General features: G+C 72.8%; 14 protein-coding genes. 10 read left to right on the forward strand and 4 right to left on the reverse strand.

Annotated elements, in window-relative coordinates; all coding sequences use genetic code 11:
• Positions 1 to 298: 298 nt before the first annotated feature.
• Positions 299 to 1,981, forward strand: coding sequence for a thiamine pyrophosphate-binding protein (locus tag J7E93_RS13650; RefSeq protein WP_215068946.1), 1,683 nt, complete (start codon positions 299 to 301; stop codon positions 1,979 to 1,981).
• A gap of 109 nt (positions 1,982 to 2,090) precedes the next feature.
• Here the strand turns inward: J7E93_RS13650 and J7E93_RS13655 are convergent, their stop codons facing one another.
• Positions 2,091 to 2,462: a hypothetical protein gene (locus J7E93_RS13655; protein WP_215068948.1), complete on the reverse strand. Its 372-nt coding sequence runs from the start codon at positions 2,460 to 2,462 to the stop codon at positions 2,091 to 2,093.
• A gap of 233 nt (positions 2,463 to 2,695) precedes the next feature.
• Between J7E93_RS13655 and J7E93_RS13660 the strand changes: the two genes are divergently transcribed.
• From J7E93_RS13660 to J7E93_RS13675, 4 genes are all read left to right on the forward strand, one after another.
• Positions 2,696 to 6,472, forward strand: a complete 3,777-nt coding sequence (locus tag J7E93_RS13660; RefSeq protein ID WP_215068950.1) for an ABC transporter ATP-binding protein — start codon at positions 2,696 to 2,698, stop codon at positions 6,470 to 6,472.
• A gap of 71 nt (positions 6,473 to 6,543) precedes the next feature.
• Positions 6,544 to 7,020 carry a hypothetical protein gene (locus J7E93_RS13665; protein WP_215068952.1) on the forward strand — a complete coding sequence of 159 codons (477 nt, stop codon included), beginning with the start codon at positions 6,544 to 6,546 and terminating at the stop codon, positions 7,018 to 7,020.
• Positions 7,021 to 7,150: 130 nt separating this feature from the next.
• Positions 7,151 to 7,498: a hypothetical protein gene (locus J7E93_RS13670; protein ID WP_251066511.1), complete on the forward strand. Its 348-nt coding sequence runs from the start codon at positions 7,151 to 7,153 to the stop codon at positions 7,496 to 7,498.
• 98 nt (positions 7,499 to 7,596) lie between these two features.
• Entirely contained in the window at positions 7,597 to 9,063 is a 1,467-nt protein-coding gene (locus tag J7E93_RS13675) for an aminopeptidase (protein WP_215068956.1), read from the forward strand.
• Between the two features lie 57 nt (positions 9,064 to 9,120).
• On the opposite strand, the gene J7E93_RS13680 is transcribed toward J7E93_RS13675, so the two are convergent.
• Both J7E93_RS13680 and J7E93_RS13685 read right to left on the reverse strand, forming a co-directional pair.
• Positions 9,121 to 10,959, reverse strand: coding sequence for a glycoside hydrolase family 3 protein (locus J7E93_RS13680; RefSeq protein WP_215068958.1), 1,839 nt, complete (start codon positions 10,957 to 10,959; stop codon positions 9,121 to 9,123).
• Positions 10,960 to 11,272: 313 nt separating this feature from the next.
• Positions 11,273 to 12,193 (reverse strand): LysR family transcriptional regulator, encoded by a 921-nt coding sequence (locus J7E93_RS13685; RefSeq protein WP_215068964.1) that lies wholly within the window; start codon positions 12,191 to 12,193, stop codon positions 11,273 to 11,275.
• A 99-nt stretch (positions 12,194 to 12,292) separates the two neighbouring features.
• On the opposite strand from J7E93_RS13685, the gene J7E93_RS13690 reads away from it, so the two are divergent.
• Entirely contained in the window at positions 12,293 to 13,288 is a 996-nt protein-coding gene (locus J7E93_RS13690) for an EamA family transporter (RefSeq protein WP_215068966.1), read from the forward strand.
• Entirely contained in the window at positions 13,257 to 13,817 is a 561-nt protein-coding gene (locus tag J7E93_RS13695) for an AAA family ATPase (protein WP_215068968.1), read from the forward strand. Before J7E93_RS13690 ends, J7E93_RS13695 begins: the two co-directional genes overlap by 32 nt.
• 277 nt (positions 13,818 to 14,094) lie before the next feature.
• Here the strand turns inward: J7E93_RS13695 and J7E93_RS13700 are convergent, their stop codons facing one another.
• Complete coding sequence (locus J7E93_RS13700; RefSeq protein WP_215068970.1) at positions 14,095 to 15,141, reverse strand: LacI family DNA-binding transcriptional regulator; 1,047 nt, start codon at positions 15,139 to 15,141, stop codon at positions 14,095 to 14,097.
• A gap of 121 nt (positions 15,142 to 15,262) precedes the next feature.
• On the opposite strand from J7E93_RS13700, the gene J7E93_RS13705 reads away from it, so the two are divergent.
• The 3 genes from J7E93_RS13705 to J7E93_RS13715 are packed head-to-tail and all read left to right on the forward strand — an operon-like array spanning position 15,263 to position 18,395.
• Positions 15,263 to 16,414: a Gfo/Idh/MocA family protein gene (locus J7E93_RS13705; RefSeq protein ID WP_215068972.1), complete on the forward strand. Its 1,152-nt coding sequence runs from the start codon at positions 15,263 to 15,265 to the stop codon at positions 16,412 to 16,414.
• Positions 16,411 to 17,592, forward strand: coding sequence for a dihydrodipicolinate synthase family protein (locus tag J7E93_RS13710; RefSeq protein ID WP_215068974.1), 1,182 nt, complete (start codon positions 16,411 to 16,413; stop codon positions 17,590 to 17,592). The genes J7E93_RS13705 and J7E93_RS13710 overlap by 4 nt, the downstream gene beginning before the upstream one ends.
• Entirely contained in the window at positions 17,589 to 18,395 is an 807-nt protein-coding gene (locus J7E93_RS13715) for a sugar phosphate isomerase/epimerase family protein (RefSeq protein ID WP_308368534.1), read from the forward strand. Before J7E93_RS13710 ends, J7E93_RS13715 begins: the two co-directional genes overlap by 4 nt.
• The last annotated feature ends 134 nt before the right edge of the window (positions 18,396 to 18,529 follow it).

Raw genomic sequence — 18,529 nt, forward strand, 5'->3', positions numbered from 1 at the left:
GCCGGGGCACCGACCACGCGGCCCCGGGCCCGCACGGGACGGTCCGCCGGGGCCGTACGAAACCCGAACCCGCGGCGTTCCGGCCGGCCGAAGGCCCACCGACCACGCGGCCCCCGGGGCCCGCAGGCGGCCGGTCGCCGGGGCCGTACGAGACCCGAAGACACGGGTGCTCGCAGCCGGTCGCCGGGGCGGTCGGAGGGCCCCCGGCCAGACCGCGGCCGGTAGAGGGGCCGTGATCGTCGAGAATCGATCTCACCCGCCGCGGGCGGCAGGTGGCACGCGACCGAAGGGACACCGCATGACCCACGACCACGACCTGGTGCTCCGGCCCACGGCCGCCCAGACCGAGGCCGCGCTCAACCCGCCCGCCGGGCGCAACGGCGGCGACCTCGTCGTCGAGACGCTCTCGGGCCTCGGCGCGACCACCGTCTTCGGGCTCCCGGGCCAGCACGCCCTCGGCATGTTCGACGCCCTGCGCCGCTCCTCGCTCAGCTACGTCGGGCTGCGCGTCGAGAACAACGCCGGCTTCGCGGCCGACGCGTACGGCCGGATGACCGGTGAGGCGGCCCCGCTGCTGCTCTCCACCGGCCCCGGCGCGCTGATGTCGCTGGCCGCGCTGCAGGAGGCGGCCGCCGCCTCCGCCCCCGTCCTCGCCATCGGCAGCCAGGTCCCGGTGGCCGGGCTCGGCGGCGGGCGCCACGGCTATCTGCACGAGCTCCGCGACCAGCAGGCGTCCTTCCGGGACATCGTGAAGTCCGTCCACACCGTCCGTACCCAGTCCCAGATCCCGTCCGCGATCGCGGCGGCCTGGGAGTCGGCGCTGACGGCCCCCCACGGGCCGGTGTGGGTCGAGATCCCCCAGGACGTCCTCCTCGCCGAGACGACGCTCCCCGTCGTCACGGCGATGGACGCGACCCCCGAGGAGGTCGTGCCGCGCCCCGAGCTGACCGCGGTGGCGGCGCATCTGCTCGCGAACGCCGAGCGGCCCGCGATCATCGCGGGCGGCGGAGTCGTCCGCTCCGACGCCTCCGGCAAGCTTCTCGCGCTCGCCCAGCGGATCCAGGCCCCCGTCGTGACGACCTTCGGCGGCAAGGGCGCCTTCCCCTGGGAGCACCCGCTCTCGCTCCAGTCCTGGCTTGAGGACCGGCACACCACCGATTTCCTGGAGGACGCCGACGTCCTGCTGGTGGTCGGCTCCGGCCTCGGCGAGCTGTCCTCGAACTACCACACCTTCGCCCCGCGCGGCCGGGTGATCCAGATCGAGGCCGACGCCGGGAAGCTGGAGTCCAACCACCCGGCCCTCGGCATCCACGCCGACGCCCGCCTGGCGCTCTCCGCGCTGCTCGAAACCGTGGCGGTACGGGAGGACCCGACGGCCCCGGAGCGGGTCGCGGCCGTCCTGGCCAAGGTCCGCGACCGCATCGCGGCCCAGGACCTCACCCTGGAGCAGCGGATCGTGGCCTCGGTCCGCGAGGCCCTGCCGGACACGTCGCCGAGCTTCTGGGACATGACGATCCTCGCCTACTGGGCCTGGTCCGCCTTCGACCCCCGCCACCCCAACACCATGCACTCCGCCCAGGGCGCCGGCGGCCTCGGCTACGGCTTCCCCGCCGCCCTCGGCGCGGCGGCGGCCGACCCGACGCGCCCGGTCCTCGCGGTCTCCGGCGACGGCGGCGCGATGTACTCGATCGCCGAGCTGGCCACGGCCAAGCAGTACGGCTCCGACGTCACCTGGCTGATCGTCGACGACGGCGGCTACGGCATCCTGCGCGAGTACATGACGGACGCCTTCGGCGAGGCGACGGCGACGGAGCTGTCCCGCCCGGACTTCGTTGCCCTCGCGGAGTCCTTCGGCGTCCCGGCGGTCCGCACGACCCCGGAGTCCCTGACGGCCGACCTGACGAAGGCCCTGTCGACCCCGGGCCCGTCGGTGGTGGTCCTCCCGGCCCTCCTGCGCATGTTCGAACCCACGCACCTCTGAGCGTCTCCCGGGCACCCTGACCGCGCCGCGCCACACGCGGAGGCGCGGCGCGGACAGGGGCCCAGGACGCTCGCGCCCAGGACGCCCGTGCCCAGGACGCCCGGGACTTTCAGGCGAGCAGCGCGCCGTACTTCTCCTTGTAGGCGCTGAGCTGGTCGTTGTACCCGTCGCTGAACAGCGCGGAGTCGGAGTTGCCGAGAGCGCCCGACGGGATCCCCTTCGCCGGGATGAGCGCCGGTATGCCCTGGAAGACCTCCGTCGCCGCCTTGGCGTGCGCCCCACCGCGCTCCACGGCCGCCACGATGTGCTCACCCGCCAGCCTGAGATGCTGCCGCAGCTTGTTCTGCGGCGAACGGGCGGTCTCGTACAGCGCGGCGGTCTCCGCCAACTTGTTGGTGCGCGCCCCGATGCTCTCCAGCGCGCGCAGCGCGGCGTGGAGCTGCCCGCACAGATACGCCGCCCGGTGCTCGGTCTCCGACATGCTCACCCCCTCCTCGACCCGCCGCCGTTCGACGGCCCGTGACTGCCTACCCGTTCCCCGGGCCCGCGGAACGCCCTGCCCCCGCGCACGGGAGCACGCCCCCGGCGCACCGCGGCCCGGTCCCAGGACCGAAGCCGGTCCTGCCCGGAGGTTCGTCGCGGCGGGATGAAATCCCACCCCGCCTGCGTTGGGCCTTCCGGTAGAGCAGGACGAACGGGAGGAACCACGTGGCCGTGGCGGGGCAGAAACAGCAGGGCTGGGCGCGCAGGCTGACCGGATACGCGTGGCGCTACAGGGCGAACGTGGTCCTCGCGCTCGGGTCCTCGCTCGCCGGCATGGCCGTCCTCGCCCTCGTCCCGCTCATCACCAAGGTGATCATCGACGACGTCATCGGCGCGCGGACCAGGTCCCTCACCGTGTGGACCGGCCTGCTCATCGGCGCCGCCGTCGTCGTCTACGCCCTCACCTACATCCGCCGCTACTACGGCGGCCGGCTCGCCCTCGACGTCCAGCACGACCTCCGTACCGAGATGTACGGCACCATCACCCGGCTCGACGGGCGGCGGCAGGACGAGCTGTCCACCGGGCAGGTCGTCGGACGCGCGACCAGCGACCTTCAGCTCATCCAAGGTCTTCTCTTCATGCTCCCCATGACGGTGGGGAACATCCTGCTCTTCCTGATCTCCCTCGCCGTCATGGCCTGGCTGTCGATCCCGCTGACCCTGGTCGCCCTCGCCGTCGCGCCCGCCCTGTGGTTCATCGCCAAACGCAGCCGCATCCGGCTCCACCCCGCCACCTGGTACGCCCAGGCCCAGGCCGCCACCGTCGCCGGTGTCGTCGACGGGGCGGTGACCGGTGTCCGCGTCGTCAAGGGCTTCGGGCAGGAGGACCAGGAGACCGGGAAGATCCGCGACGCCAGCCGCCGGCTCTTCGCAGGGCGGCTGCGCACCATCCGGCTCAACTCGCGGTACACCCCCGCCCTCCAGGCCGTCCCCGCACTCGGCCAGGTCGGCGTCCTCGCGCTCGGCGGCTGGCTCGCCACCCGCGGCCAGATCACACTCGGCACCTTCGTCGCCTTCTCCTCCTACCTGGCCTCGCTCGTCGGCCCGGTCCGGATGCTCGCCATGGTCCTCACCGTCGGCCAGCAGGCCCGCGCCGGCGTCGAGCGCGTCCTGGAGCTCATCGACACCGAACCCGTGATCAAGGACGGGACGAAGGAGCTGCCGGCCGACGCCGAGGCCACCGTCGAGTTCGACGACGTGGGCTTCGCGTACGAAGACGGCCGCCCCGTCCTCGACGGCTTCTCCCTGGAGATCCGCTCCGGCGAGACCGTCGCCGTCGTCGGCGCCTCCGGCAGCGGCAAGTCCACGGTCTCGCTGCTCCTGCCCCGCTTCTACGACGTCACCCACGGCGCCGTCCTCGTCGGCGGCCATGACGTCCGCGAGCTCACCCTCGACTCCCTGCGCGCCGCCATCGGGCTCGTCCCGGAGGACAGCTTCCTCTTCTCCGACACCGTCCGCGCCAACATCGCGTACGGCCACCCCGACGCCACCCAGGAGCAGATCGAGACCGCCGCGCGCGCCGCCCAGGCGGACCGTTTCATCGCCGACCTGCCCGAGGGCTACGACACCACGGTCGGCGAGCACGGCCTGACCCTCTCCGGCGGCCAGCGCCAGCGCATCGCGCTCGCCCGCGCCATCCTCACCGACCCCCGGCTCCTCCTCCTCGACGACGCCACCTCCGCCGTCGACGCGCGCGTCGAGCACGAGATCCACGAGGCCCTCGCCTCCGTGATGGCCGGCCGCACCACCCTCCTCATCGCCCACCGCCGCTCCACCCTCAACCTCGCCGACCGGATCGCCGTCCTCGACGACGGCCGCCTCTCCGACATCGGCACCCACGAGGAGCTGGAGGAACGCTCGGCGCTCTACCGCAAGCTGCTCACCGACCCCGACGAGCTCGGCGGCGTCTCGCCCGGGCACACCGTGGCGATGGAACTCCCCGAGGACCGCACCCTCCGCGAGGAGCTGGACGCCGAGTTCGACGCAGAACGCGGCATCACCCCGACCCTGTGGGTGCGGGAGGAGACCGCCGAGGAGTCCCAGGCCCCCGGAGCCACCCCCGAACTGCTCGCCGCCGTGGAGGCGTTGCCACCTGCCACGGACACCCCCGACGTCGACGAGGCCCAGGCGGTCACGCCGGAGAAGACGTACGGACTGCGCCGCCTGCTGCACGGCTTCCGGATCCCGCTGCTCATCAGCCTCGGCCTGGTCGCCCTCGACGCCGGCACGGGCCTGCTGCTGCCCGTCCTGATCCGCCACGGCATCGACGACGGCGTCAACCGGCTCGCCCTGGGCGCCGTCTGGGCCGCCTCCGCGCTCGCCCTGCTGACGGTCCTCGTGCAGTGGGTCGCCCAGACCGCCGAGATCCGGATGACCGGCCGCACCGGCGAGCGGGTGCTCTACGCCCTCCGTCTGAAGATCTTCGCCCAGCTCCAGCGGCTCGGCCTCGACTACTACGAGCGCGAGCTGACCGGCCGGATCATGACCCGGATGACGACGGACGTGGACGCCCTGTCGACCTTCCTCCAGACCGGTCTGGTCACGGCCTTCGTCTCCGTCGTGACCTTCTTCGGCATCATGGTCGCGCTGCTCTTCCTCGACCTGCAGCTCGCCCTCGTCGTCTTCGCGACGCTCCCGGTCCTCGCCGTCGGCACGTACTTCTTCCGCCGCTCCAGCGTGAAGGCGTACGAGCTGGCCCGCGAGCGGATCAGCGTCGTCAACGCCGACCTCCAGGAGTCCGTCGCCGGCCTGCGGATCGTCCAGGCGTTCCGGCGCGAGCGCTCGGGAGCGGCCCGGTTCACGGAGCGCAGCGAGGCGTACCGCGAGGCCCGCGTCCGCGGACAGTGGCTGATCTCGATCTACTTCCCCTTCGTCACCCTGCTGTCCTCCGTGGCCGCCGCCGCCGTCATGATCGTCGGCGCGAACCGTATCGAGGCGGGCACGCTGACCACCGGTGCGCTGGTCGCCTACCTCCTCTACATCGACCTCTTCTTCGCTCCCGTGCAGCAGCTGTCGCAGGTCTTCGACGGTTACCAGCAGGCCGCCGTCTCGCTGAAGCGGATGCAGGAGCTCCTCCAGGAGCCGACGTCGACGGCCGCCGCCGAGGAGCCCCTCGACGTGCTGTCGCTGCGCGGCGAGATCGCCTTCGAGGACGTCTCTTTCGCCTATGGGCGGGACGCCGGCGACGGGGAGGCCGCCCTCACCGGCATCGACCTGCGCATCCCGGCCGGGCAGACGGTCGCCTTCGTCGGCGAGACCGGCGCCGGAAAGTCCACGCTGGTCAAGCTGGTCGCGCGGTTCTACGACCCGACGAGCGGCCGGGTCACGGCCGACGGCACCGACCTGCGGGACCTGGACCTCACCGCGTACCGCCACCGGCTCGGGGTGGTGCCCCAGGAGGCGTATCTCTTCGCCGGGACCGTCCGCGACGCCATCGCCTACGGCCAGCCCGAGGCGACCGACGCCGAGGTCGAGGCGGCGGCCCGCGCGGTCGGCGCGCACGACATGATCGCCACCCTGGACGGCGGCTACCTCCACGAGGTCGCCGAACGCGGCCGCAACCTCTCCGCCGGTCAGCGCCAGCTGATCGCCCTGGCCCGCGCCGAGCTCGTCGACCCCGACATCCTGCTCCTCGACGAGGCGACCGCCGCCCTCGACCTGGCCACCGAGGCCAAGGTGAACCAGGCCACCGACCGCCTCGCGGGCCGTCGTACCGCCCGTCCGTCGCCCGACGGCGACCTCGCGTCGAGCGCCTGCGCGCGCACCACCCTGATCGTCGCCCACCGCCTCACCACGGCAGCGCGCGCGGACCGCGTGATCGTCATGGCCGACGGCCGGGTGGCGGAGGACGGCACCCATGACGAGCTCCTCGCCCGGGGCGGGCGGTACGCGGCGCTGTGGCGGACGTTCATCGGCGAGGAGGAGCCCGCCGCCGCCAAGGCGCTCTGAGTACCGGGGCCGGGCCGTTTGAGTAGCTCAGCGCATTCGGCCCGGCCCCCCGGCGGGGTTGAATCGGGCCCATGAGCGACGAGCGCCCCACCCCGGCCCCCGACGGCCCCGTGCCCGCGGGGCGCAAGGCGTCTGCCCCGGCCTCCGACGGCCCCGTGCCCGCGGGGCGCAAGGCGTCCGCCCCGGACGTCCGTGCCCGCGCCTGGTCGGAGGGCGCCGCCGCCGCCCGTCCGAACGAGGTGGCCCGGCGGCTGCGCACCCGAGCCCTGTGGGCCGGACTGCTGCTGCTCCCCGCGACGGTCGTGGCCGGGTTCCTCGGGCTGGCCTCGGAGAACGCCGGCCGCTGCCTCGGCTACGGCGAGGGCTGCTCCGACACCCCGGGCTGGGCCTATCTCGCCTCCCTCGCCGTGGCGGCCACCGCCTGGATCCACGCCCTGTGCACCCCGGACGCCCCCGCCGAACCCACCACCGCCCGCAAGGCGGCCTTCTGGACGCTGATCGGCGCCGAGTGCGTCTTCCTCCTCCTCGTCCTGACCCTCTTCGGCTGAGCTGAGGGAGGCAACCGCTCGGGCCTCCCGTGCGTCGTACGCATGTACGGCACAGAGGCGGGAGGGGACTCACATGTTCGGTGGGACGAAACGGGCGGGCTCCGGGCGGCTGCTCACGCACCTGCTCACGATGGTGCTGGCCGTCGGCGCCCTCACCCTCGCCGGCCCGGGCGCCGCACGCGCCGACGCCGCCTCCCTGTGCGGCGGCCGCCCCACCAAGACGGTCGCCTTCGCCACCGGAGAGCTGCGCCTCTACAAGAGCCGCCAGTACGTGTGCGCCCTCACCGTGGCCAAGAGCCCCGGCGCGCGCCGGCAGATGTCCGTCTCCCTCCAGCCCCGTGGCGGCCTCCCCGCCGTCGACTCCGGCCGTTTCACCCGCCAGGCGGGCCCGGTCACCGTCCACGCCCTGAACCGCTGCGTCCGCGCCACCGGTTCCGTCGCCGGCCGGAGCGCCTCGACGGGATGGATCCTGTGCTGATGCGGAGGAATTCCCCCAGGTAAGGCCCAACCAGGGCTGGCGGCACGCACGTTGCCCCGCTAGGTTCGCGACACCGTTGTGAATCAAGGGGAGGGTGAATGCGCAAGTCGCTGAGATGGCTGCTGTCGCTCACGGTGCTCATAGGCACCGTCGGAGCGTCCGGCGCGGCTACCGCCGCGGAGCCGGCCACCGGCACGTTCGGCGGGACGGCTGTCGACCGTACGTCCGCCACCGCCGACAGTACGGACATCAAGGACCGCATCCTGGCGATCCCCGGGATGAGCCTGATCGAGGAGAAGCCGTACGCCGGCTACCGCTTCTTCGTCCTCGAGTACACCCAGCCGGTCGACCACCGCCGCCCCTGGGCGGGCACGTTCAAGCAGCGGCTCTCGGTCCTTCACAAGGACACCGACCGGCCGACCGTCTTCCACACCAGCGGCTACGGGCTGAGCACGACCCCCAGCCGCCGCGAGCCCACCCGGATCATCGACGGCAACCAGGTCTCCATGGAGTACCGGTACTTCACGCCGTCCCGGCCGCAGCCCGCCGACTGGTCCAAGCTCGACATCTGGCAGGCCGCCAGCGACCAGCACCGCATCTTCACCGCCCTGAAGAAGGTCTACGGCAGGAACTGGCTCTCCACCGGAGCCTCCAAGGGCGGCATGACGGCGACGTACTACGAGCGCTTCTACCCGCGCGACATGGACGGCGTGGTCGCGTACGTCGCGCCCAACGACGTGGTCAACAAGGAGGACTCGGCCTACGACCGGTTCTTCGAGACCGTCGGGACGAAGGAGTGCCGCGACCGGCTCAACGCCCTCCAGCGCGAGGCCCTGATCCGCCGCGAGCCGCTGCAGAAGAAGTACCAGGAGTGGGCCGCCTCCGAGGGCGCCACCTTCAACACCGTCGGCTCCCTCGACAAGGCGTACGAGGCCGTCGTCCTCGACTTCGTCTGGGGCTTCTGGCAGTACTACGGCGAGGACGTCTGCGGCTCCGTGCCTGAGGCGAGGACCGCGAGCGACGACGAGGTCTACGAGACCATCGACGCCTACTCCGGCTGGTCCTTCTACACCGACCAGGGCCTCGACCCGTACACCCCGTACTACTACCAGGCGGCGACCGAACTCGGATCGCCCAGCATCAAGCTGCCGCACCTGGACGGTCTGACCCGGTACGGCTACCAGCCCGCCCGGACCTTCGTGCCCCGCGAGATCCCCATGACGTTCAAGCCGTGGGTCATGCGGGACGTCGACGACTGGGTCCGCAAGAACGCGCACCAGATGCTCTTCGTCTACGGCGGCAACGACCCGTGGGGCGCCGAGCCGTTCCGCCTCGGCAAGGGCGCCCGTGACAGCTACGTCTACACGGCCCCCGGCGCGAACCACGGCGCCCAGGTCGCCGGCCTCGTCGAGGCCGAGCGCGCCAAGGCCACGGCCCGCATCCTCGCGTGGGCCGGCGTCGACGCCCCGACGGCGGCGGCCGCGCAGCCGCTGGCCCGCTTCGACGCCCGCCTCGACAAGGCGGCCGACGACGAGCTGAGCCGGGAGCACGGCATCCGTCCATGACCTGGAGAGGGGCTGTGCCCGTCGGCCGTGGAGCCGACGGGCACAGCCCCTTCCCTGTCAGGCGTACGAGAGGCCGTACCCGACCGGGTACAGCACCCGCGCCGGGTCGTCCGCTCGCTGTACGGGGACGGGCAGACGGCCCTTGGGCCGCGCCTGGCCCGCGATGACCCGGACGGCGGCCCGCAGTTCGACATCGGTCCAGGAGTACGCGGCGACGGTCGCCCGCTGCCCCGTCAGATGGGCGATGTCGTACGGGTTGCGGATCGCGACCGTCACGACGGGCACACCGGTCGCCACCAGCCGGGCGACGAGGGTGCGTTGGGAGCTGGTCGCCGAGACGTTGTAGGTGCCGACCACGACGACGTCCTTGCCGGCCGCCGCGGCCACCGCCTGCTCGATCTTCGCGGCGGTCGGGCTGATCCCGGTGGACAGCGCCGTGGCGCTGAAGCCGAGTTCGGTGAAGGCCGTGGCCAGGGTGGTGGTCGGCGGCCCCGTGGTGCCGGACGGCGAGGCGGGGTCGGCACCCACGACGAGGACGTCACCATGGCTGCGCCGCGAGAGCGGGAGCAGCCCGCCCTCGTTGAGGAGCAGCGTCGTCGTCGCCTCCGCGATCCGGTCGGCGTGCGCCAGATGGGAGGTGGAGCCGACCGTGCGGTTCACTCCCGCGTCGCCCACGTACGGCCGGCGGAACAGCCCCAGCTTCCCCTTGAGGCGCAGGATCCGCAGGATCGACGCGTCGAGCCGGGCCTCGGTGAGCTCACCGTCCTCGACCGCCCTGAGGACGGCGTTCCAGGCGACGTCGAGCTTCGGCGGGTTGAGCAGCTGGTCGACACCGGCCTTGAGCGCGAGGACGGGCACGCGCCCGTCGCCGTACTTCGTCCGCACCCCCTCCATGCCGAGCGAGTCCGTCACCACCACACCGTCGTAACCGAGCTGCTCGCGCAGGATGCCGGTCAGGATGGGGTGGGAGAGGGTCGCCGGGTCCTCGCTCGGGTCGAGCGCGGGGACGACGATGTGCGCGGTCATGATCGAGTCGATGCCGGCGGCGATGGCGGACCGGAACGGCGGGGCGTCCAGCTCGGCCCACTGCGCCCGCGTGTGGGTGATGGTCGGCAGGCCGTAGTGGCTGTCGACGGCGGTGTCACCGTGCCCGGGGAAGTGCTTGGAGGTGGCCGCGATCCCGGCCTGCTGATAGCCCTTGACCTGGGCCGCGACCAGCGCGGCCACAGCCTGCGGGTCGGAGCCGAAGGAGCGGACGCCGATGACGGGGTTGGCGGGGTTGACGTTGACGTCGGCGACCGGCGCGTAGTTCTGCCGGATGCCGACGGCGGCCAGTTCGGCGCCCGCGATCTGCGCGGCCTTGCGGGCGTCGGAGTGCGAGCCTCCGGCGCCGAGCGCCATGGCGCCGGGGAGCAGCGTGGCGGGCTTGCCGACCCGGCAGACGATGCCGTGCTCCTGGTCGGTGGAGATGAGCAGGGGCAGGGGGGTGGGCTGGGCGAGGCCGGCCCGCTGGATGCCGTCGGAGAGCTCGGCGATCTGACGCGGGTCGCGGGTGTTGTGCGCCCAGGAGAAGTAGATGATCCCGCCGACGTGGTAGCGCTCGACGAGCTCGGCGGCCGTGCGGACGCCGATCTCCTTGAGGTTGGCGTCGATGTCGGCCTGGTCGGGGGCGGTGGCGGAGTGGCCGTACACCCGCATGACGAAGAGCTGGCCGACCTTCTCCTCCAGCGACATCCGGGAGATGAGCTGCTGGAGCGTGGCGTCGTCGGCGGCGGTGTCGGCGCTGTCGGCGGTGCTGTCGGCGAGGGCGGGCGTGGTCACTCCGGTGACGGCCGCCGCGGCTGCGGCGGCGGTGACGGTGAGGAGGGTGCGTCTGGAGGTGGCGCGGTGGTGCACTGATGCTCCTTCCGGCCGTGCAAGGTTGAAGGAAACTTCCAAGGTGTCACGGATAGCCCGAAAGTAACTGCCAGGTCAAGCATCCGGGCAGGATCCGCGTCGCGCCGGGAGAGCGGAAAGGGGTACGCGCCCGGCCGTCACGGACGCCGTGTCAGGTCGGCCCCGGACACCGCGGCCGCCTCGGACACCGCGTCAGGTCACCGCGGTCGCCGCGAACACCTCGTCCGTCACCACGGACACCGCGGCCACCTCGTCAGTCACCGCGGTCGCCGCGGACACCTCGTCCGTCACGGCGGTCGCCTCGGACGCCGTGTCAGGTCACGGCGGTCGCCGCGGACACCGCGGGCCAGAGTTCCTGGAGCGTGCGGACGGTCTCCGTGATCGCCGGACGCCGGGCCGCTCCGGCGCGCCACAGGGCGTGCAGCCGGCGCATCGGCATCGGGTCCAGACGGACCGGGGCCACCTCGGGCGGCAGCGGCCCGCGGCCGAGGCGGGGCACCAGCGCGATGCCCAGACCCGCCGCGACCAGGGCGACCTGCGTGGGATTCTCCTCGGCGCGGTGGACGATGTGCGGCTCGTACCCGGTGGCCCGCAGCGTCTGGATCAGCCAGTCGTGGCACACCGTCCCCGGCGGCTGGGTGATCCACCGCTCCTCCACCAGCTCCTCCCGCCGTACCGATGCCCGCGCCGCCAGGGGATGGTCGTGCGGTACCAGGACGTCGCACAGGTCGTCGCCGATCGCCGCCTGCTCCACCCCCTGCGGGGTCGGCATCGGCGCGATGTCCCAGTCGTGCGCCACGGCCAGGTCGAGCACCCCGCGCGAGACGAGGTCGATCGAGAGATGCGGGTCCACCTCGGTGAGCCGGGCGTCCAGGGAGGGGTGCCGCCGGGCCAGTTCGGCGAGGACCCGGGGCATGAGCCCGCGTGCCGCGCTCGCGAAGCAGCCGATCGCCAGGCGCCCGGACGGCAGCCCGCGCCGCTCCTCCAGGCGTACCTCCGCCTCCTCGACGATCGACAGCAACGTCTCCGCCGTGGCGGCCAGTTGCTGGGCCTCGTCGGTGAGCCGCACCCCGCGCCCCTGGCGTTCCAGCAGCGTTGTGCGGGTCTCCCGCTCCAGCTTGGCGATCTGCTGGGAGACGGCGGAGGGGGTGTAGCCGAGGGCGGCGGCAGCGGCGCCGACCGTGCCGTGGACGGCGACGGCGTGGAGCGCCCGCAGGCGTCCGAGATCGAGCACGGCACTCTCCTCGACAGGTCTGGATGAAGCGCTGCTTCATCCAACCATGAAGAAATCCGTGCTGGTGCTACACGGTCCCGGGCGGCGATGCTCGATCGCATGCGTCCCGCCCACATCGCTCTCGCCGCGCTCGTCGCCGCCGTCTGGGGAGTCAACTTCGTCGTCGTCGAGATCGGCCTCGACCACTTCCCGCCCCTGCTCTTCTCCGCCCTCCGCTTCCTCGTCGCCGCCCTCCCCGCCGTCTTCCTCGTGGGGCGGCCCAAGGTGGCCTGGAAGTGGATCGTCGCCGTCGGCCTGGTCCTCGGCGTGGCCAAGTTCGGCCTGCTCTTCACCGGTATGGACCTGGGTGCGCCGGCCGGGCTCTCCTCCCTGGTCCTGCAGGTCCAGGCCGTCTTCACGGCCCTGTTCGCCTTCGTCGCGCTGGGGGAGCGGCCGGGCAAGGTGAAGATCGCCGGCATGGTGGTGGCGCTCGCCGGTATCACCGTCGCGGCGGTCGACCAGGGTGCGTCGGGGCCCCTGGCGGGCTTCGTCCTCCTGATCGCGGCGGCGGCCTGCTGGGGCCTCTCCAACGTCCTGACCCGCAAGGCGTCCCCGCCCGACGCCCTCAACTTCATGGTCTGGGTCAGCACCGTCCCCGTACTGCCGCTGCTCGCCCTCTCCCTCGTACGGGAGGGGCCCGAGCGGGACCTCGAAGCGCTGCGGGCGCTCGACTGGACCGGCGTCTTCGTCATCGTGTACGTCGCCTGGATCACGACCATCTTCGGCTTCGGTGCCTGGGGCTGGCTCCTGCGACGCCACCCGGCCTCCTCCGTCGCTCCCTTCTCCCTGCTCGTCCCGGTCTTCGGGATGTCCTCGGCGGCCCTGATCCTGGGCGAGGGCATGAGCCCACTGCGCTGGTGCGCGGCGGCGCTGCTGGTCGGCGGGGTGGCGCTGACGTCGCTGACGTTCGGGGGCGGGAGGACGGCGGCGGCGTATCGTGCACCTACCGACGCCCCTGCCCACGTCCGCCCGCACGCTCACGCTCACGCGCACGCCGACGCGCAGCGCGAGAAGGAGTCCGTCCATGTCCCTGGACCTGGTCCCGATCGACCGTGAACCCGCGTCGGCGGCCGTGCTGCTGAGCGGCATCCCCGGCAGCGGCAAGTCGACGGTCGCTGCGGCGCTCGCGGCGCGTTTCGGGATGTCCGCGCACATCGAGGTGGACGGCCTCCAGGAACTGATCGTCGGCGGCTGCCGCTGGCCGACCATGGAGCACGACCCGGAAGCGGACCGTCAGATCTTCCTGCGCGCCCGCAACGCCTGCCTGCTCGCGGACAGCTTCACGACGGCCGGTTTCCTCCCGGTGATCGACGACGTGGTCGTCCGCCGCACCCATCTCGGCTTCTACCGCAGCCAGTTGGAGTCGACTCCGCTGTACGTCGTCTTCCTCGCCCCGGGCCCCGACAAGGCCTGGGAGCGCAACAACGCCCGCGACAAGCGCCTGACGACGAACTGGGCGCCGCTGGACGAGGCGATGCGCGAGGAGCTGGCGGGGGAGGACGTCTGGATCGACAACGTGGAGATGTCGGTGGAGGAGACGGTGGAGGCGATCCTGACGGCGACGACCCTGAAGCCGACCGCGTAACGCACCCCGGCGCACCGGCGGCCTGATCCGGCCCCCGGATCCAACCTCCCCCGAGCCGACCTCCCCCGAGCCGACCTCCCCCGATCCGGCCCCCGAGCCGCCCCCCGATCGGGCCCCCGGCCCGAAGCACGGCCGGGCCGAGCGAGCCGGGCCGTCGCACCGCCCGCCCGAAGGCCGCACCGCCCGAAGGCCGCCCGCCCGAAGGCCGCACCGCCCCGTAAGTCCGCAGCGCCTCCGAAGACCGGCCCGGTTGCTTCAGAGGCCGGTCCCGGCCCCTTCAGCCCCGCGGCGGGGCCGTGGACGCGCGGACCATCAGTTCTGCCGGGATCGTCGCGATGCCTCCCGGCTGCGCCTCCTCCGTGGCCATCGCCAGGCGCCCGGCGCGGGCGCCCGCCTCGTGCAGCGGGAGGCGTACCGTCGTCAGGGCGGGGACCGCGTCGACCGAGAACGGCAGGTCGTCGAAGCCCGCCACCGACACGTCGCCCGGAATGCTCAGCCCCCGGTCGCGCAGCGCCGCGCACGCACCCAGCGCGACGGTGTCGTTCGCCGCCACGATCGCCGTCAACGACGGCTCCCGACGCAGGAGTTCGAGCGTCGCGTCGTATCCCGAGCCCCGGTCGTACGAGCCGTGGACCGTCGGCCCCTCGGCCGCGCCGGCCGCCGACATCGCCTCCCGGTGTCCCTCCAACCGGTGCCGGGTCGTCGTCCGGTCCGCCGGCCCCGCGACGTAACCGATCCGCCGGTGCCCGAGCGTCAGCAGGTGGTCGGTCAGCCGCCGCGCCCCCGCCCGGTTGTCGAAGGTGAGCGCCGCCACGCTCGCGTCCCCCCGCACCGGAGGCCGCCCGCACAGCACGACCCGCGTCCCGGCGTCCGCCAGCTTGGTGAGCTTGGCCGCGACCGCCGCCATGTGCTCCTCGTCCTCCAGGGATCCGCCGGTGAGGATCACCGCGGCGGCCCGCTGGCGCTGCAGCAGGGTGAGATAGGTCAGCTCGCGTTCCGGGGAGCCGCCCGTGTTGCAGACCACGGCCAGTTTCTCGCCACCCGCGCGCCCCGACGCGCCCTCCCCGATCGCGCTCTGCGCCGCGCCCGCCATGATCCCGAAGAAGGGGTCGGCGATGTCGTTGACGAGGATCCCGACCAGGTCGGAGGTGGCCGCGGCGAGCGAACTCGCGGGCCCGTTCAGGACGTAGTCGAGCTCGTCCACCGCCCGCAGCACCCGCTCCCGCGTCGAGGCGGCGACGGGGTAGTTGCCGTTCAGGACGCGCGAGACCGTCGCCGGGGACACCCGGGCCCGCGCGGCCACATCCGCCAGCGTGACTGTCATCGCGTACCTCCGGGGAGAGTCGGGCCGCCCCCTTGTCCGGGGTGTTGTCGGCAGGCTAGCGTCATTCCCAGTAGAAAGCGCTTTCTGTCGGAGGCGCGCATCGCCCATGGAGGGAACCTTCGTGACACGCAGGACAGTCCGCATCGCCATGAACGGCGTCACCGGACGGATGGGATACCGCCAGCACCTCGTCCGTTCGATCCTCGCCCTGCGTGAACAGGGCGGCCTCGACCTCGGCAACGGCGAGACCCTCTGGCCCGAGCCCGTCCTCGTCGGCCGCCGCGAGCACGCCCTGCGCGCGCTCGCCGAGCGCCACGGCCTCACCGAGTGGTCCACCGACCTCGACGCCGTCCTCGCCGACGAGACGATCGACCTCTACTTCGACGCCCAGGTCACGTCCGCCCGCGTCGAGGCGATCAAGAAGGCGATCGCCGCCGGCAAGCACATCTACACCGAGAAGCCCACCGCCACCGACCTCGAAGGCGCCCTGGAGCTCGCCCGCCTCGCCGAGGCCGCCGGCATCAAGCACGGTGTCGTCCAGGACAAGATCTTCCTGCCGGGCCTGCTCAAGCTGAAGCGCCTCATCGACGGCGGCTTCTTCGGCCGGATCCTCTCCGTGCGCGGCGAGTTCGGCTACTGGGTCTTCGAGGGCGACTGGCAGGACGCCCAGCGCCCCAGCTGGAACTACCGCGCCGAGGACGGCGGCGGCATCGTCGTCGACATGTTCCCGCACTGGGAGTACGTCCTCCACGAGCTGTTCGGCCGGGTCACCGGCGTCACCGCCCAGGTCGCCACGCACATCCCGCAGCGCTGGGACGAGCAGGGCAAGCCGTACGAGGCCACCGCCGACGACGCCGCGTACGGCACCTTCCAGCTGGAGGGCGGGGTGGTCGCCCAGATCAACTCCTCCTGGGCGGTCCGGGTCAACCGCGACGAACTGGTCGAGTTCCAGGTCGACGGCACGCACGGCTCGGCCGTCGCCGGACTGCGGGGCTGCCGCGTCCAGCACCGCTCGGCCACCCCGAAGCCGGTCTGGAACCCGGACATCGCGGTCACCGAGTCCTTCCGCGACCAGTGGCAGGAGGTGCCGGACAACGCCGAGTTCGACAACGGCTTCAAGGCGCAGTGGGAGCTCTTCCTCAGGCACGTGGTCCTGGACGAGCCCTACCACTGGGACCTGCTGGCGGGCGCGCGCGGTGTGCAGCTCGCCGAGCTGGGCCTGCGCTCCTCCGCGGAGGGCCGCCGCCTGGACGTCCCGGAGATCGCGCTGTGATCCGCCTGCCGAACGCCGGGGGAGGGCTGCGCGACTACACCCCGCGCCCCGCGAACCCGGCGGCGACCCGGAGCCTCGCCGCGACCGGGACCGGGCCACTGTCCTCCCGTACCGTCTTCTCCGCCGCCCATGTCGTCGCCGACCCGTACGCCGACACCACCCCCGACTCGCCCGCCGCCATCGACTGGGACGCCACCCTCGCCTTCCGCCGCCACCTCTGGTCCCACGGCCTCGGGGTCGCCGAGGCCATGGACACCGCACAGCGCGGAATGGGCCTGGACTGGGCCGGCGCGGCCGAGCTGATCTGCCGCTCGGCGGCCGAGGCCAAGGCCGTCGGCGGCCGGATCGCCTGCGGCGTCGGCACCGACCAACTCACCGGCCCCGCCGACCTCGTGACGGTGCGGGAGGCGTACGAGGAACAGCTCGCCCTGGTCGAGGAGACCGGCTCCCAGGCCATCCTCATGGCCTCGCGCGCCCTCGCGGCCGCCGCGGAGGACCCCGACGACTACGTCGACACCTACACGCACCTGCTCCGCCAGGCCTCCGAGCCGGTGATCCTGCACTGGCTGGGCCCGATGTTCGACCCGGCGCTCGACGGGTACTGGGGCTCGGCCGACCTCGACACCGCGACCGACACCTTCCTGGAGGTCATCGCGGCCCACCCGGACAAGGTCGACGGCATCAAGGTCTCCCTCCTCGACGCCCAGCGCGAGATCGACCTGCGCCGGCGCCTCCCCGACGGCGTCCGCTGCTACACGGGCGACGACTTCAACTACCCCGAGCTGATCGCGGGCGAGGAGCCCTCGGCGGGAGGGCGTTTCAGCCACGCCCTGCTCGGCATCTTCGACCCGCTGGGTCCGCTGGCGGCGCAGGCGGTGCGGATCCTGGACACGGGTGACGTCAAGGGCTTCCGGGAGGTGCTGGACCCCACCGTGGAGCTGTCCCGCCACCTCTTCCAGGCGCCGACCCGCTTCTACAAGACGGGCGTCGTCCTCCTCGCCTGGCTGGCCGGCTACCAGGACCACTTCACGATGGTCGGCGGCCTGCAGTCGGCGCGTTCGCTCCCGCACCTGGCGCGGGCGTACGAACTCGCCGACGGTCTGGGCCTCTTCCCGGATCCGGAGCAGGCGGAGTCCCGGATGCGATCCCTGCTGACGATCTACGGAGTCCCGGCGTGAACCCTCTGTCCCGCTTCAGCATCAACCAGATGACGGTGAAGCAGCTACCCCTGCCCGAGCTGGTGGAGCAGTGCGTACGGCTCGGCGTCCCAGGCATCGGCCTGTGGCGCGAGCCGGTGCACGCGTACGGGCTGGAGGCCACGGCCAAGCTCGTCCGCGACGCCGGCCTGACCGTCACCACCCTGTGCCGGGGCGGTTTCTTCACCACGGCGACTTCCCTGGACGACAACCGCGCCGCGATCGACGAGGCGTCGGCCCTCGGCACCGACACCCTGGTCCTCGTCTCCGGGGGCCTCGCCCCGGGCAGCCGTGACCTGTCGGCCGCCCGGGCGCGGATCACCGAGGCGATCGCCGAACTCGCTCCGTACGCGGGGGAACGGGGTGTACGACTGGCCATCGAACCGCTGCACCCGATGTACGCCTCGGACCGCTGTGCGGTCTCCACCCTGGACCAGGCGCTGGAGATCGCCGAGCACTTCCCGGCGGAGCAGGTGGGCGTGACCGTCGACACCTACCACCTCTGGTGGGACGACCGGGCTCCCGCAGCGGTGGCGCGGGCGGGCGCGGCGGGCCGCATCCACACCTTCCAACTGGCCGACTGGACCACCCCTCTGCCGGCCGGGGTCCTCAACGGCCGGGGTCAGCTGGGCGACGGCGCGATCGACCTGCGGGCCTGGTGCGACCTCGTCGAGGAGGCGGGCTACACGGGACCGATCGAGGTGGAGCTCTTCAACGACGAGCTGTGGGCGAGGGACGGCGTGGAGGTCCTGGAGGAGACGCTGACGCGGTTCCTGCGGATCTGACGGCACCGCCGACCGGGACGGCGGCGGCCCAAGACGTCACCCCGTCGCCCCGTCACCCCGCCGTCCCGTCGTTCCTAGGACCGGGTCCGGGAGCGGGGCGCGCCTCGGCGGCATGACGCCGAGGCGCGCGGCCG

The sequence above is a fragment of the Streptomyces sp. ISL-36 genome, assembly GCF_018614205.1.
Taxonomy (GTDB): Bacteria; Actinomycetota; Actinomycetes; order Streptomycetales; family Streptomycetaceae; genus Streptomyces.

What these genes read in the sequence shown, in the direction of transcription:
- J7E93_RS13690 (WP_215068966.1), top strand. Translation starts at nt 12,293, where the DNA reads ATGCGTCCCGCCCACATCGCTCTCGCCGCGCTCGTCGCCGCCGTCTGG.
- J7E93_RS13675 (WP_215068956.1), top strand. Translation starts at nt 7,597, where the DNA reads ATGCGCAAGTCGCTGAGATGGCTGCTGTCGCTCACGGTGCTCATAGGC.
- J7E93_RS13695 (WP_215068968.1), top strand. Translation starts at nt 13,257, where the DNA reads ATGTCCCTGGACCTGGTCCCGATCGACCGTGAACCCGCGTCGGCGGCC.
- J7E93_RS13650 (WP_215068946.1), top strand. Translation starts at nt 299, where the DNA reads ATGACCCACGACCACGACCTGGTGCTCCGGCCCACGGCCGCCCAGACC.
- J7E93_RS13655 (WP_215068948.1), bottom strand. Translation starts at nt 2,462, where the DNA reads ATGTCGGAGACCGAGCACCGGGCGGCGTATCTGTGCGGGCAGCTCCAC.
- J7E93_RS13670 (WP_251066511.1), top strand. Translation starts at nt 7,151, where the DNA reads ATGGTGCTGGCCGTCGGCGCCCTCACCCTCGCCGGCCCGGGCGCCGCA.
- J7E93_RS13700 (WP_215068970.1), bottom strand. Translation starts at nt 15,141, where the DNA reads ATGACAGTCACGCTGGCGGATGTGGCCGCGCGGGCCCGGGTGTCCCCG.
- J7E93_RS13665 (WP_215068952.1), top strand. Translation starts at nt 6,544, where the DNA reads ATGAGCGACGAGCGCCCCACCCCGGCCCCCGACGGCCCCGTGCCCGCG.